Raw genomic sequence first — 14,446 nt, 5'->3', positions numbered from 1 at the left:
ATGTTCGAGCACGACACACTGGCCGACACGATCCGCCGGCTTCGTCGACGGGCTATGGGTGGCATCGTAGAGCCCGCAGTACTCCCATAGCCCGCTCTCACATCATCCCTTCGGAGGAGAAAATGGGGCCCTTACGGAGGACCCTGCGGCTTCATCCGCGCCCAACACTGGAGGCATGCTCTCCCGACGTACGATGCTCAAGACCCTCGCAGCGGCCCCGATCCTGGGCGCGGCAGCATGCTCCACTCAGTCCGCCCCGCGCACCGTCAGAGCCAACACACCGCGACCTCTGCCGATCCCCCCGCTCGCGCCGTCGACAGTCGGAAGCGATGGGATACGAAGGTTCTCGTTGCGTGCGGCTGCCGGAGACTCCGAGATGATCGCCGGAAAGCGCACTGCCACCTGGGGTTACAACGGCGCGATCCTCGGGCCGACATTGCGCGCACGTCTGGGCAAGCGCGTCGCTGTCGCCATCACCAACGACCTGCCTGAGCCGACCACGGTGCATTGGCACGGAATGTCGATCCCAGCCGAATTCGACGGCGGGCCCCACCAGATGATCGCGTCCGGCGTGTCCATCGCGCCGCGCTGGACGATCGAGCAGCAAGCTGCCACCCTCTGGTATCACCCCCACCCACACGGGACCACACAACGGCATGTCATGCGCGGCCTCGCGGGCCTATTCCTGATCGACGATGAGGACTCCGACTCCCTCAAACTCCCCAAAAACTATGGGGTGGATGACATCCCTCTGATTATTCAAGACCGCAGATTCACTACCGACGACGCGATCGACGAAGCCGACAACTCCGATGTCGGCAGCCTCCGCAACACCATCATTACCAACGGAATCGCCAATGCCTACCTGTCGGTGGGCACCAAAGCCATTCGCATACGAATCCTCAACGGATCTTCCGGACGCATCTACAACCTCGGAATGTCGGATAATCGCACCTTCGATGTCGTCAGCACCGACGGCGGACTACTGCCCGCGCCGGTAGCAATGCGACGAATCCAGCTGAGCCCCGCCGAGCGCGCCGAGATTGTTGTGCGCGTATCATCGGGTGAAAACGTCACTCTCACTTCAGATCCGATCGACGACCACGGTGGGGTGAAGAAGTCTGACGCTGGAGAATTTGGGATGTTGGACAGGTTCGACATCCTGCACTTGCGGGCACGCCCCACGTTGACGCGGGATGTCCCGACACCAGCCGTGCTTGTTCCCGCCGCACTCCTCGACACGGCTGGTGCCGTGCGCCGGTCCTTTGATTTGCAGTGGTTCATGATCAATCGAAAACGAATGGATATGAGCCGCATAGACTTTGAGGCGCGCGTTGGCACGACTGAACTGTGGACTGTGCGAAACAGGGACAACTGGCCACACAATTTCCACGTCCACGACGCGCAATTTCGGATTGTCGAGATAGACGGCAGCCCTCCCCCAGCACACCTCGCCGGCCGCAAAGACACCGTCTATATACCGCCCGGCAGCCGCGTCCAGCTAGCGCTGCGCTGGTCAGACCATGCAGATCCGGTGTATCCCTACATGTTTCACTGCCACCTGCTGATGCATGAGGACCAGGGCATGATGGGCCAATTCCTCATCTTGCGGCCCGGTCAAAAGGCCGAGCCGATGGACGCGATGCCGGGGATGGGCGCGAAGCACTCGCACTAAGTCGCTCGCCGACTCCGCAGATAATAGATCGCCAGCCGTACCCGATTGTCGCAATCAGTCTTCGACATCAGATTCGCGACGTGGGTCTTCACCGTCGTGACTGATATGTGGAGATGTTCGGCGACCTCGCCATTGCTCATTCCCTCTGCGACGAGGCCGAGTACCTCAGCTTCGCGGTCGGTGAGCGAAACCTGCTGCGCGGCAACTGTTTCCGCGCTGCCAGTGCTTATCGCCCGGTCTACTACCCGTTGCAATAGCGTCGGCGAGAAGACCATTTCGCCGTCCGCGACTCGACGGATGGCGGCCAACAGATCGGCTGGTTCGCTGTCTTTGACGACGAATCCTGATGCGCCAGCCGCCAACGCGGGGTAGAGGTGATCGTCATCGTCGAACGTCGTCAGGACCAGGATTCGACCGTGACGCCCAGCCCGAGCGATCTGCTCCGTGGCCCCGATGCCGTCTAGCCCAGGCATGCGCAGGTCCATCAGGATGACATCTGGATCTAGTTCGGCCGATCGTGCGACCGCCTCAACTCCATTGGCCGCTTCGCCGAGGATGTTGATATCTGGCGCGGAGTCACAGAGCATCCGCAGCCCAGCCCGCACCAGTTTCTGGTCGTCGGCGATCAGAAGACCAATCATCGGCGAATCTCCTTGTCAGTCAACGGAATATTGGCCTGAACCTGCCAGCGTCCTGGGCCACTCGCACCCGCTGTCAGGGTGCCACCGACCAACTGGACGCGTTCACGCATGCCCACTATCCCGTGTCCGACACCGCCACCGCTGGATTTGCTGTGATTCCTGATCTCCATGCGAAGCCCACCGGCGCCACCGTCGACGGCAACGTGCACTGGTTGACCCGGGTCTGCGTACTTGACGACGTTCGTCAGGGACTCCTGCACTACACGAAGAGCCGCGAGTCGCCCCAGCGCGTCGACTCCTACGAATTCGGTCGCGTCTGCGGGCAGGTTCGCCGTAACTGTGAAACCCGCTACGCGTACTCGGTCGATCGCGGTGATGATCTCGGGAAGAATCTGGTCGGCTTCAACAAACGCGACGTCGGCCAGATCGGGGTCCCGCAAAGCGTCAAGCAGGGTGCGAATATCAGCCAACGCGTCTGATGCCGTTTCGTGGACGTCGTCGAGAACTGTTCGGACAGCCTGGTCCTGAGGTTTCAGAACATGCTGGGCCACACTGCTTCTCAGAATGATGGACGCGAGTTGGTGGGCCACGAGATCGTGCAATTCTCGTGCAAGCGCGATCCGCTCATCGGTGCGAGCCTGTTGCTGTACCAGTTCTCGTCTCGTTTCGGCGTCGATGGCACGTTCGCGGTAGGAAGCAGCCAAATCCCGTTGGCCGCGCAGGTAGAGGCCGAGGAGTACCGGAAGTCCAACATAGGCAAGTATTTTCACCCCGGTCGCCACCGAAAACAGCTCCGAATACTCGTCGATCACCACATCAACCACCACTGCTGCCGCCCACAGCAGCACAGCCAACACTGCTCGCGCCCAGACTCGAACACGCATGATGACATCGACCACGGCGATCGCACCGAGATACGGCACCAGATGAGAGAGCCCCCACGCCTCGGTGGCAAACATCGGAACCGCCAGGACCGCCAGCAGCGCGCAAGCCGTAGTCGGCCACCACTTTCCGACGATGAACGCTGCGACGGCTCCCGCCGAAAGTAGCCAGTAGTGGACGGGCACGCTGTAGCGGCCAGGGAAGGTACTTGCGAGCAGCAAGCAGGGCACCAGCACAACCGGCGCATACCGCAGCGATGCCAGCAGACGCTCGGTCATCGGTTCTCGGGCCACCTGCCGAGCCTATCGGTCGAAGCGGGGCGCTATCGTTACCCGCAAGCCCCTATAGCCCAATTGGCAGAGGCAGCGGACTTAAAATCCGCCCAGTGTCGGTTCGAGTCCGACTGGGGGCACAGAGAAGTCGCAGTACAGGAGCATCTTGGCATAGCGCCGATGTAGCAGTATCCGGGTATCCGCCACTGCGATCCGCGGGGCTATCGCCAGCGAATCCACCATGAAGCCCCTGATTGCGCTCGTCGCAGTGGCCTCGCCTCTTCCCTACACCTCCCCCAATGAGTGGACTCGTCGATACCCGGAGCCGTCTTTACCACCGCCCACCGGTCGTTCTAAGGAAATCCCCCTAACGTACGAAATCTCATCGCTACCCTCGTACCCTGAACACATGCGCAAGCGACGATGACTCCCCCGACGCCCTCCGGCCCGACAGCGGGCACCTCCGGCAAACCCGGTACGTGCCCCCGTCCTGTCGACCCGGAAGACATTCATGTTCATCTCGTCGCGCGTGAGTGACGCGCGCACTTCACGCCTCACCCGACCGCTCTACACCTACGCCGCAGCCGAGGAATTCGTCCTCCTCTACCCGGTGTACGCACTGCTGTTCACCGACCACGGGTTGTCGGTCGCTCAAATCAGCTCGCTGTTCATACTGTGGTCGGCCATCGGCCTAATCGCTACCGTTCCCGCAGGCGCCCTCGCCGACGTTGTGCCACGCAGGTATCTGCTCGCCACAGCACCACTACTGACCGGCTGCGGGTACGCTCTTTGGCTCACCTTTCCCGGATACGCCTGTTTCGCAGCGGGATTCGCACTCTGGGGTCTCGCCGAATCGTTGACATCCGGCGCGCTCGAAGCGCTCGTGCACACCGAACTTAGCCATCGGGGCGCCGCACATCGATACGCGACAATCATGGGTATAACCCGCGCACTAGGTGTCGGTGCTGTCGGTGCCGCAACACTCGTCGCGGTGCCCGTGATGTCATGGGGCGGCTTCGACGCCGTTGGTATCGCCAGTGTCGCGGCATGCGCCTTGTGCTCCATAGCGGGACTGGCATTGCCCGAGCATCGCGCGACGACACCTCCGTGCCGCCACCCCGACAATGCTTCTGCGCCAACGGAATACCGGGCAGCACTACGTGCAGGCGTCGCTGAAGCGCGCGGCAACCGCCAGGTCCGCCGAGCAGTCATTCTGCTCATAGTCGTCACCTCATTTTGGGGAGTGCTCGATGAATATGTCCCGCTGCTGGTATCCGACGACGGCGTCACGTCAGCAACTGTCCCGCTCGTGCTCGCCGCGATTTGGGCAGGCGTCACCATCGGCGGGCTGCTCGCTGGTGCGGCGGAACGACTGTCGCGCAACGTATTCGGTGCGCTTCTGGCGTTGGCCGCACTAGCGATCGGCGGCGGCGCGACCTTTGGTGGACCCGTCGGCTGGATACTACTGGGGGCCGGCTTCGGCGCATGCCAGGCGGCCAGCGTGGTCGCCGACGCCAGGCTGCAAAACAAGATAACCGGCCCAAGCCGCGCCACGGTCACCTCACTTGCGGGACTCGGCGTCGACGTCACCTCGACCGCAGCCTATCCGCTTTACGCGGCTGCGTTCGCGATCTCCTCGCACGGCGTCGCCTTCGCGCTATTCGCCACGCCATATCTGCTTGCGGGATGCATCCTGATGGCCGTCCGGCCGAAACCGGCGAAAGCCGTTGCCTAACAACCGAAAGGCTACTTCATGCCGAAATGCGGCCGATGCGCTTCGTCGCGACCTGGTCGGCACCATCCAACCCTCTTCTCCGACAGGCCATTCGACGACGCGGCCGCGAACAGTAGGTGGAGTAAAGGGCACGCCGCTGGGCGTCAACGACAGAGCCCACCTGCGGGTCGCGACGTACAGTGTCGAACTGTCCCCAAAATCATGGCAATAGTGAGACTGCTGGGGCAGGCTGCCCCAGCAGTATTGCTAATTGACAGAAATTTCCGGAGGGCGCGCCTTTACCCAGCACCCCTACCGCATAACGGTATTCGGCTCACCGGGTCTCGATACACCGGCGAGCTCGCAAGCTCACACGACGGCACTCGACCGACCATGACCCGTCGCCAACCAAGCTCACACGACGGCACTCGACCGACCATGACCCGTCACCTACCAAGCGCTCCCACCGCCGGTCGCCGTACTAAGAACCGTCGCCACCCGAATGGAATCCTCTTGCGCGCCACCAAGATCTGGCTCAACGATGTGCGCAACAACAGATCGACCATAAGCAACGACCCAGCCAAAACCGTCAGCACCAGAACGATCGCGCGAGTGGCGCCCGCATGGGGAAACCAGCTGAACAATCCATCGAGGAAGCCGATACGGCCCAGAATGTCGATTACGAGCGGATGTACCGCGAAGACGCCGAACGCGCGCGGAGTCGCATAGGCAACAACACGCCCGACGATGCCACGACCGTCGCCACGTCGATCGTTCCATGCCATGGCTACTAGCCAAAGCATCGCGAAACCGCCTACTAGCCAAGGCAATAGAGTCAAGTTCCATGGGGTGGTTGCCGAACCGGGTACTTCACCAGGCGATGTCGCCAACAGGTAGGCAGTCACCGAAATTGCCGTGGCGCCAACTGCTGCCGCAACGACGGCGACGGCATGATCACTCAACCAGCGTTGCACCGTGTCGAGATGCTGGGCTCCGACGGCACCGATTGCGATAAACAACGCATACATCGGCAGGGTCTTCCACGCGTGCTCATAAACCGCGTCCCACACCGCGCCGCGCGGTCGCGGCAGGTATTGATAGACAACGAACATCACCGTTTGCACCACAAAGCCAGCAACTACCAACCGCCACGGTCGATTTCGGTTCCGGCGCAACACATATCCGACCGCCGGGAATACCAGGTAAATCTGCATCGAGATCAGCAGGAAGTACAACTGATACTTCCCATCGCCGGTGAGCAGATGCGCACCCAGGGTGCCGAAATACTCGCGGGGGCCCGTGAATGGATTGCCCCCGATGACGACGTGGTCGGTGATCGAGTAGATCAAAGTCCATGCCAGATACGGCCCAACGACAAGACCAAAACGTCTACGCCAGAACACGATCGGCGTTACATTCTTGTTCTGCGTGCTGAGTACCAGCACGAACAGCGTCACCGCGACAAAACCGTAACGAGTCAGATGACAAAGAGTGCCGACCAGTCCGGCCGGTTGGGCTGCGTCGGGCGTACTGATGCCATTGACGCAATGTGCAACCACAACCCACGTGAAAAGCACGACTCGGACAAAGTCCGCGGTGTGGGCACGCACGCGCGGCGGCTGCGAAGTTCTACGCTCAGCCGCGACGTCGACTGTGCCCAATTCCACCGTGCTGTTGCGCAACTTTACCCACTTGTTCCGTATCAGATGTTTACCTCGGCGCAGTGTACTTTTCGTTCCTGAGCGTTCGCTGGCCGCCAATCGAGTCCGCGTAACCGTTGCGCTCCCGGTGGGTCAAAACGTAGGTGCCAGAACCGAAGACGCCTAGGTTAATACCGACATATGCGCCTATTCGAATACACGCATCGCACCTACCCGAAGGATCTGCCTGATGTCCGTACTTCCCGAAGTTCTCGCCAGTAACGACGCCTATGTAGCCTCCTTCGGCGACAAAGGATCCCTCGCCCTTCCACCCGCCCGCGGTTTCGCGATCCTCACCTGCATGGACGCCCGCCTCGATCCCGCCAAGTACGCCGGCCTCGCCGAAGGCGACGCGCACGTTATCCGAAACGCGGGTGGCCGCGCCAGCGACGACGCGATCCGCTCCCTGGTGATCTCCTACAAACTGCTCGGAACCAAAGAATGGTTCGTCATCCACCACAGCAATTGCGGCATGGAATTCTTCACCGACGAGGTGATCCGCGGGTTACTGGCCAGCAGCCTGGACACCGCGGAACTGCGCGAGGACGGCTTCCACGACGTCGGTGCGGGACCTGGCTCACCGGAGGCCGACTACGTGGACTGGCTGACCATCCGCGATCAAGCCGACAGCGTCACCGCCGACGTCGCGCGGATCAAAGCGCACCCGTTAGTCCCGGCCCGTATTCCCGTGTACGGATACATCTACGACGTCGCGTCGGGCAAGCTCATCGAGGTCCCGACCGCGACCGAAGCCGGTAAGGCGAGCTAGCCGGCAAATCGCACCCGCAGAATCTGATCGTTGCTGCCATTGTCGGTGGTCACCAACAACGACCCGTCACGATCGATAGCCAGACCACGCAGCCGGCCATACTTTTCGTGCAGAACCTCGCTGGTCCGCACCACTCGGTTGCCATCGGCCGACAGCTTGACGAACACCAAACGCTTGCCCTTCTGCGCCGAGATAACGGCGGCACCGCTCCACTCACCCCAGCCCGACGTCGGCAGGAAGCGGAGGCCGGGAGTGGCAAGCGTGGGTGAGCCGGAGCGCCATACGGCGCCGACCGCGCCCGGTACTCGGATCGGATCGGTCATCGGCACCGATTCGTCGTAGATAAACGGGGCTCGGTCGGGGCGATAGCCGAAGTTCCGTCCGGCCCGGAGCAGATTCAGTTCGTCATCGACGGAGGTTCCCTGCTCGATCGCGTACACCCGGCCCGACGGGGCGATAGCCACGTTCTGCACGTTGCGATGGCCGAGTGTGTAGATGGGACTTCCCGGAAACGGGTTGCCGCGGGCCGGCGTTCCATTGGTGTTGATATGAAGCACTTTGCCACCCAATGCTTTTCGATCCTGCGGCATCGATCGCACCGCGTTGTCGCCGGTGCCGATCCACAGGGTGCCGTCGGAGGCCGCGGTGACTCCGCAGCCCGCATGACGACCACCGGAGTTGACCGGAATTCCGGTGAGAACCGTTCGCTCACGGACCATACGACTCCAGTCCGCGCTGACCAGCCAGGACACGACGTTGATCACCTGACCGGTATTCGGCAGCGGCACAGGCAGATTGGCGATATCTGGCGGAACCGACGAGCCGTTGCCACTCGCTGTCTTCTCGGCCTGGCACGAGTAGACCCGCCTTGTCGTCGCGAATCCGGGGTCTATGGCTAACCCCATCAACCCGGCCTCCTTCACAGCGAAGATCCGAGATAGGTCCGCAGCGACCGGATTTGCCGCGCCACCTGGTCTCACCGCGACGAAACGACCCGCCCGCTCACCGGTCAGGATGGTCCCGTCGGGCGCCACCACTAGATTCCAGGGAACCGAGAGCCCCGATGCGACTGTCGTCACGGAGAGCTCCGGTCCCGCGGCTTGCGCGGGTGCCGCGTGCAAGCCGGACATGAGCCCGCCAGCGAGGACTGCGATGGCAAAGGTAGTTATCGTGCGGTGTGATTTCGTCGCCATGGTTATCGAACTTAACGCCGAAAGGCCCCTCACTTTCGCCTTCATCAACCGATCGTGTTCGGGCCGTTACCCAAGTGGCGCAATTCTTTTGGAGCGCGAAATGACGAATTCGGCACTGTGCAGGAGATGGTGCACGACGATAGGTCGATGTGCGGATCGATTCTGCATCTGTACGCCAGCGAAGGGAGCCCTCCCCTCGCCCGTCCCGATGTCGCGGATTCCGTCCGGCAAGCGCGGCACACAGGCGTCCGCCACCCAAATGACTCGCCTCCGACTCGCCTAACGCTGGCGCAACCTCTGCCGACATAGGTTGTGAGCAACACAAACACTCACCGATCGTGGAGGTACCCGTGAATTACCGCCGAATTCTGGCTGCCATCGCCTTTACACCGCTCATCCTGACCGCTGCCGCGTGCGGCAACACCGAGTCGACGCCAGCGGCGCAGTCGCCGCAACAGACGGTGACAGTTACTGAGTCCCAAGGGGCAAACGCCACAGGAACAGCCGACCAACCGGCACCCGCTGGCACCCCTACGTCGACCAATACCGCCCCCACGGCTGGCATTCCCACCAAGCCGAGCCGCGACGACGCGAATGTGGATGCGCGCGATTTCCAAACCGCGCCGGGGGAATACAACTTCATCTCGCCGTCAGGCAACGTATGGTGTGCCATTCGCACCAACTCCAACGCCGGCGAGACTCGTTTCGGTTGCCAAGCGCGCAGGTCGGTACCCGGCTCATCAGGCGTCACCTGCCGCAATACGAACAGTCACGAATACGCGGTGAAAATCCAAGACGGCCGCGTTATCCAGTTCTGCACGACGCAGGGCATCTTCGTCGCACAGAACCCACGCACCCTCAACTACGGCCAAACCATTATGGTGCAAGGTGATTCGTGCACATCAACTACCGAGGGAATCACCTGCTACGAAGGCCCCGGGTTCATCATCTCCCGTGACCAGAACAAGATCCTGCCCTAACGGTTAGGTGCTGGCACCTCGCAGCCGTCGGGTCCGCAGGACTGGTCGTCCCCGGACCCGACGAGCTGGACAGCGGGTTCACGTTCCGACCATGCCTTCTCCAGTACCTCGGCGAAAGTCTCGGGCGGCTGAGCCCCCGACACGCCATACTTTCGATCGAAGACGAAGAACGGAACACCGTTGGCGCCAAACGCCGCTGCTTGGGCCTCGTCGGCGCGCACGGCATCAGCGTAGGCGGTCTGATCGTCGAGGACGGCGCGGACCGCGGCTTCGTCGAATCCGGCGGAAATCGCAACCGCCACAAGGCGTTCGGTGTCACCGAACAATGGTGCGTCGTCGGCGAAGTTGGCCGCGTAAAGGGCGTCGAGCAGAGATTCTTGATTCCCCTGCTCGAGGGCGTAATGCAGCAATCGGTGCATATCGAACGAATTTCCGTAGTCACGCCCCGACGTCCGGTAGGTGAGGCCGGCATCTTCGGCCTGGGCAGCGATACCGCGCTCGTTGGCTTGCGCCTGCGCCTCGCTAATGCCGTACTTGGCAGCGATTTTCGCGACGACCGGCCCGCTGGTGCCCGACGGCAGGTCCGGATCGAGTTCGAAGGACCGGTGAATCACCTCGACGTCGTCGCGATGCGCGAACTCGTCCAACGCGGCGGAAAACCGCGCTTTGCCGAGATAACAAAACGGGCAGTTGATGTCGGTCCAGACTTCGACCTGCATTACGGTGACTCTTCTCCTGCGATTCATCTGCCGCGTCCTCGCGACACAGAATAGTCAACCGCACAGGATGCGGCGTTGTTCCCGACAAACGCTAGAGCAAACCTCGGATATAGGCCGCCTGCCCGATGTGCTGCGCATCATCGTCGACGACGCTGACCAGCCGCGCGCCCATGGTGACCGGCGGATTCCACCGCGTATCGACCACGGTGTTGAGATCGTCGTCGGTGATCGACGCCAGAAAATCCTGGGTAGCGGCATGTGTGGCGTCGTAGTAATCGACGAGGTCGCGCGCCGAAGCCCGCACTGCCGACATTTCCTCGATACTCTGTCCGTAACCGGTGGCCGACTCGTCGAACGGCAGCGCAAATCGTCGAGCGAATCCCCCTGTGCGCCAGACCTGTTCGCGCTTTTCACCGGCCAACGGCAGGTCGCTCACATGGTCATCTTGCACACGGGTCAGATGCCACACCAACCAGGCGATCGTATTCGCTTGCGGCCCAGGCTGATACGTCAGCTGACCGGCGTCGAGCCCAGTGACCACAGCATGCACATTTTCGTGGATTCGACTGAAGCCGTCCGCCAGTATGTCGGTCGCTTTCATCTGATCATGCCTCCCGGAACTCACGGATGTCACCTTAGTCGCGACTCCACCAGACTCGCAGCAAGATTGGCATAGACCGCGCCAACGGCGTCGGGATCGCGATACCCGCGGGCCGGAAACCACCGGCACACATCGACGCATAACGACATGATCGCCAACACCGCGTCGCCGCCCTCGTTGATGCCGAATTCACCTGCGACAATGCCGCCTTCTACAAGATCTGTGACAAGGGATGTGGTCTCCGCCCGGACAGCCGCGATTTCGTGGAAATGCTCTCGGGATAGCGAACGCATTTCGTATTGCACCACCCGCGCGAGTCGACTCTCCCGCGCCTGCCATTGCGCGAAAGCGGCAACAACCGCGCGCAGTCGATCAGTCCACGTGACGCTGGGTTCCGTCCGCGCCTGCGCGTCGGCCGCGCGCATAGCCTCAAGAACCAGCCGGTGCCCCTCGGAGGCGATCGCGAACAGCAATTCCTCCTTCGATCGATAATGCGGGTACATCGCTGTCGCCGACAGACCGAGATGCCCGGTGATCGCCCGTGTCGATGTGCCCGCGTACCCGGTCTCGGCGAATGCCTCGATCGCCGCGCGTCGAATACGTGCTGCCGCGGCTGATGAAGACGTTCGTTCGCTTGACGTGTTGACCATCACCAGGCATTGTAAGCAAGTGCTCACAAAATTAGCGAGTGCTTAGTAGACATCGACGCAAAGGATCTTTCACCCGATGGCCGCTCCCCTGTCTCGCCGCGACATCGACTTCCTCCTCCACGACTGGCTGAACATCACCGCGCTCACCGAGCGCGAGCACTTCGCCGACCATTCCCGCGAGACCTTCGACGGCATCATGGACGTCGCGGCGGATATGGCAGTGAAACTCTTTGCGCCACATAATAAAAAGGCAGATCAGAACCAGCCCTACGTCGGCGACGACGGCAAAGTGGTCCTGATTGACGACGTCAAACTCGCACTGGACGAGTTCGCCAAGGCCGGACTTATCGCCTGCGGATTCGACGAATCGCTCGGCGGCATCGCTCTGCCGACCGTTGTCAATCGCGCGGCAATGGCATGGTTCCAGGCCGCCAATCCAAGCACCTCGTCGTATCCGTTCCTCACCATCGGGAACGCGAATCTCCTTGTCACGCACGGCACCCCGGAACAAGTCGACACCTGGGTACGACCGATGCTCGAGGGGCGCTACTACGGCACCATGTGCCTGTCCGAACCGGATGCCGGGTCGTCACTCGCCGACATCACCACCAAGGCCGAGCCTGCCGCCGACGGCACCTACCGCATCTCGGGCACCAAGATGTGGATCTCCGGCGGCGAACACGAATTGACCGAGAACATCGTTCACCTGGTACTGGCCAAGGCACCCGGCGGCGGCCCCGGCGTGAAAGGGATCTCGCTGTTCATCGTGCCGAAGATTCTCGACGGAGAGCGCAACGGCGTGTCATTGGTCGGACTCAATCACAAGATGGGTAACCGCGGCACAACCAACACGCTTCTCGAGTTCGACGGTGCCACAGGCTATCTGGTCGGCGAAGAACATCGCGGCCTGTCCTATATGTTCCATATGATGAACGAAGCGCGGATCGGCGTGGGATTCCTGGCGACGGCGATCGGCTATGCGGGATACCTGGCGTCACTCGAGTACGCCAAGGTTCGTACCCAAGGGCGCAGCGCGGCGTCGAAAGATCCGTCGGCGGCGCCGGTCCCGATCATCGAGCATCCCGATGTCAAGCGAATGCTGTTGGCACAGAAGGCTTATGTCGAAGGGGCTCTCGCACTGGGACTCTACTGCGCCAAGCTCGTCGACGACGAGAATACTGCAGAGCCCGACGCGGCCGCGCGTGCCCACACCCTACTCGAGGTGCTAACTCCCATCGCCAAAGCCTGGCCGTCGCAATGGTGTTTAGAGGCGAACAATCTCGCGATACAGGTCCATGGCGGTTACGGGTACACCACTGAATTCGACGTCGAGCAGTACTATCGCGACAACCGACTCAATCCGATTCACGAAGGCACCAACGGCATTCAGGGACTAGACCTGTTGGGACGCAAGGTCGTACAGGGCGGCGGCGCGGGGCTGGCCGTTCTCGCCGAGACAATCGATGCCACCATTTCCCGTGCCAGGGACGCGGGTGGCGAGGCAGCCGACTATGCCACCAGCCTGGCGGACGCCCTGCAGCGACTGACCGAAACCACCGCAACCCTGTGGAAGGGCCTCGATCCCGCAGTGGCACTGGCTAATTCGGCGGTGTATCTGGAGGCCGCCGGCCATGTCGTAGTGAGTTGGATCTGGTTGGAACAATTATTGGCCGTCGGCTCGAACGCCGGCGACTTCTACGACGGAAAACGAGCGGCGGCACGCTATTTCTTTCGCTTCGAGTTGCCGAAGACCGGGCCGCAGTTCGAACTTCTCACCAGCCTGGATCGCACTACCCTAGACACCGATCCCGCGTGGCTATAAGCGACAAGACATTTCGAAGATCAAGGAGATATACATGTCAGTACTGGATCTGTTCTCAGTCGAGGACAAAGTCGTCGTCGTCACCGGCGCGTCATCGGGGCTGGGCGTAGCTTTCGCCACCGGATTCGCCGAAGCGGGCGCAGATGTGGTGCTCGCGGCCCGACGTGAGGATCGGCTCGCCGAGACCGCGGCGGCCATCGAACCGACCGGGCGTGCTTCGCTGTCGGTGGTCACCGACGTCACCGATCCTGCCCAATGCCAAGCCGTCATCGACGCCGCGATGGAACGGTTCGGCCGCGTCGATGTCGTCATTAACAATGCCGGCGTGGGCACCGCTGTCCCGGCGACGCGCGAAACCCCCGACCAGTTCCGCAGTGTCATCGACCTCAATCTGAACGGCTCCTATTGGATCGCCCAGGCCGCCGGACGCGTGATGCAACCGGGTAGTTCGATCATCAATATCTCCTCCATTCTGGGCATCACCACCGCTGGATTGCCACAGGCGGCCTACGCGGCCAGCAAGGCAGGCATCATCGGTCTTACTCGCGACCTCGCTCAGCAGTGGACCGGCCGAAAAGGCATCCGTGTCAACGCGATTGCGCCCGGCTTCTTCAAATCGGAAATGACCGACAACTATAACGACGGCTACTTGGACAGCCAGGCTCCCCGGATGCTGGCCGGCCGAACCGGCGATCCAGCAGAACTCGCCGCGACGGCTATCTGGTTGGCCAGTGCGGCAAGCGGATATGTCACCGGCCAGACCATCGCCGTCGACGGCGGCATCACCATCACGTAACCTCCATCCGCGAAAACCGCACCGTCTGGACC

The 14,446-nt window shown here is 61.8% G+C and carries 13 protein-coding genes and 1 tRNA gene; 7 read left to right on the top strand and 7 right to left on the bottom strand.

Features of this window, described 5'->3' with window-relative positions:
- Positions 1–175: 175 nt before the first annotated feature.
- Entirely contained in the window at positions 176–1,675 is a 1,500-nt protein-coding gene (locus GOEFS_RS20025; RefSeq protein ID WP_007319778.1) for a multicopper oxidase family protein, read from the top strand.
- Here GOEFS_RS20025 and GOEFS_RS20020 read toward each other — a convergent pair.
- Complete coding sequence (locus GOEFS_RS20020) at positions 1,672–2,316, bottom strand: response regulator (RefSeq protein WP_007319777.1); 645 nt, start codon at positions 2,314–2,316, stop codon at positions 1,672–1,674. The genes GOEFS_RS20025 and GOEFS_RS20020 overlap by 4 nt on opposite strands.
- Positions 2,313–3,491: a sensor histidine kinase gene (locus GOEFS_RS20015; protein ID WP_007319776.1), complete on the bottom strand. Its 1,179-nt coding sequence runs from the start codon at positions 3,489–3,491 to the stop codon at positions 2,313–2,315. Before GOEFS_RS20015 ends, GOEFS_RS20020 begins: the two co-directional genes overlap by 4 nt.
- Before the next feature lie 45 nt (positions 3,492–3,536).
- Between GOEFS_RS20015 and GOEFS_RS20010 the strand changes: the two genes are divergently transcribed.
- Positions 3,537–3,610: transfer RNA gene (locus tag GOEFS_RS20010), tRNA-Leu, on the top strand.
- 389 nt (positions 3,611–3,999) lie between these two features.
- The gene (locus GOEFS_RS20005) at positions 4,000–5,205 is read left to right on the top strand and encodes an MFS transporter (RefSeq protein ID WP_245549918.1); all 1,206 of its coding nucleotides are present in this window, start codon (positions 4,000–4,002) and stop codon (positions 5,203–5,205) included.
- Positions 5,206–5,630: 425 nt separating this feature from the next.
- On the opposite strand, the gene GOEFS_RS20000 is transcribed toward GOEFS_RS20005, so the two are convergent.
- A complete protein-coding gene (locus GOEFS_RS20000; RefSeq protein WP_245549917.1) occupies positions 5,631–6,851 on the bottom strand; it encodes an acyltransferase in 1,221 nt (406 codons plus the stop codon).
- Positions 6,852–7,074: 223 nt separating this feature from the next.
- Between GOEFS_RS20000 and GOEFS_RS19995 the strand changes: the two genes are divergently transcribed.
- Positions 7,075–7,653, top strand: coding sequence for a beta-class carbonic anhydrase (locus GOEFS_RS19995; RefSeq protein ID WP_040525705.1), 579 nt, complete (start codon positions 7,075–7,077; stop codon positions 7,651–7,653).
- Here the strand turns inward: GOEFS_RS19995 and GOEFS_RS19990 are convergent.
- On the bottom strand, positions 7,650–8,846 hold the full coding sequence (locus GOEFS_RS19990) for a PQQ-dependent sugar dehydrogenase (RefSeq protein ID WP_007319771.1): 1,197 nt from the start codon (positions 8,844–8,846) through the stop codon (positions 7,650–7,652). The two genes, GOEFS_RS19995 and GOEFS_RS19990, sit on opposite strands and share 4 nt — an antisense overlap.
- Before the next feature lie 338 nt (positions 8,847–9,184).
- On the opposite strand from GOEFS_RS19990, the gene GOEFS_RS19985 reads away from it, so the two are divergent.
- Complete coding sequence (locus GOEFS_RS19985; protein WP_050949981.1) at positions 9,185–9,826, top strand: hypothetical protein; 642 nt, start codon at positions 9,185–9,187, stop codon at positions 9,824–9,826.
- Here GOEFS_RS19985 and GOEFS_RS19980 read toward each other — a convergent pair.
- From GOEFS_RS19980 to GOEFS_RS19970, 3 genes are all read right to left on the bottom strand, one after another.
- A complete protein-coding gene (locus tag GOEFS_RS19980) occupies positions 9,823–10,545 on the bottom strand; it encodes a DsbA family oxidoreductase (RefSeq protein ID WP_007319769.1) in 723 nt (240 codons plus the stop codon). The genes GOEFS_RS19985 and GOEFS_RS19980 overlap by 4 nt on opposite strands.
- Positions 10,546–10,636: 91 nt before the next feature.
- Positions 10,637–11,146 carry a mycothiol transferase gene (locus GOEFS_RS19975; RefSeq protein ID WP_007319768.1) on the bottom strand — a complete coding sequence of 170 codons (510 nt, stop codon included), beginning with the start codon at positions 11,144–11,146 and terminating at the stop codon, positions 10,637–10,639.
- Between the two features lie 29 nt (positions 11,147–11,175).
- Positions 11,176–11,796 carry a TetR/AcrR family transcriptional regulator gene (locus GOEFS_RS19970; RefSeq protein WP_040525703.1) on the bottom strand — a complete coding sequence of 207 codons (621 nt, stop codon included), beginning with the start codon at positions 11,794–11,796 and terminating at the stop codon, positions 11,176–11,178.
- A 76-nt stretch (positions 11,797–11,872) separates the two neighbouring features.
- Here GOEFS_RS19970 and GOEFS_RS19965 point away from each other — a divergent pair, with 76 nt between their 5' ends.
- Positions 11,873–13,618 (top strand): acyl-CoA dehydrogenase, encoded by a 1,746-nt coding sequence (locus tag GOEFS_RS19965; protein ID WP_007319766.1) that lies wholly within the window; start codon positions 11,873–11,875, stop codon positions 13,616–13,618.
- A gap of 34 nt (positions 13,619–13,652) precedes the next feature.
- Positions 13,653–14,414: an SDR family NAD(P)-dependent oxidoreductase gene (locus GOEFS_RS19960; RefSeq protein ID WP_007319765.1), complete on the top strand. Its 762-nt coding sequence runs from the start codon at positions 13,653–13,655 to the stop codon at positions 14,412–14,414.
- The last annotated feature ends 32 nt before the right edge of the window (positions 14,415–14,446 follow it).

It is taken from the genome of Gordonia effusa NBRC 100432, from assembly GCF_000241305.1.
Taxonomy (GTDB): domain Bacteria; phylum Actinomycetota; class Actinomycetes; order Mycobacteriales; family Mycobacteriaceae; genus Gordonia; species Gordonia effusa.
The sequence above is the reverse complement of the archived record's forward strand: the minus strand, read 5'-3'. Positions and strand labels throughout refer to the sequence as shown.

What these genes read in the sequence shown, in the direction of transcription:
- GOEFS_RS19960 (WP_007319765.1), top strand. Translation starts at nt 13,653, where the DNA reads ATGTCAGTACTGGATCTGTTCTCAGTCGAGGACAAAGTCGTCGTCGTC.
- GOEFS_RS19990 (WP_007319771.1), bottom strand. Translation starts at nt 8,846, where the DNA reads ATGGCGACGAAATCACACCGCACGATAACTACCTTTGCCATCGCAGTC.
- GOEFS_RS19980 (WP_007319769.1), bottom strand. Translation starts at nt 10,545, where the DNA reads ATGCAGGTCGAAGTCTGGACCGACATCAACTGCCCGTTTTGTTATCTC.
- GOEFS_RS19970 (WP_040525703.1), bottom strand. Translation starts at nt 11,796, where the DNA reads ATGGTCAACACGTCAAGCGAACGAACGTCTTCATCAGCCGCGGCAGCA.
- GOEFS_RS19965 (WP_007319766.1), top strand. Translation starts at nt 11,873, where the DNA reads ATGGCCGCTCCCCTGTCTCGCCGCGACATCGACTTCCTCCTCCACGAC.
- GOEFS_RS20020 (WP_007319777.1), bottom strand. Translation starts at nt 2,316, where the DNA reads ATGATTGGTCTTCTGATCGCCGACGACCAGAAACTGGTGCGGGCTGGG.
- GOEFS_RS20025 (WP_007319778.1), top strand. Translation starts at nt 176, where the DNA reads ATGCTCTCCCGACGTACGATGCTCAAGACCCTCGCAGCGGCCCCGATC.
- GOEFS_RS19995 (WP_040525705.1), top strand. Translation starts at nt 7,075, where the DNA reads ATGTCCGTACTTCCCGAAGTTCTCGCCAGTAACGACGCCTATGTAGCC.
- GOEFS_RS19975 (WP_007319768.1), bottom strand. Translation starts at nt 11,146, where the DNA reads ATGAAAGCGACCGACATACTGGCGGACGGCTTCAGTCGAATCCACGAA.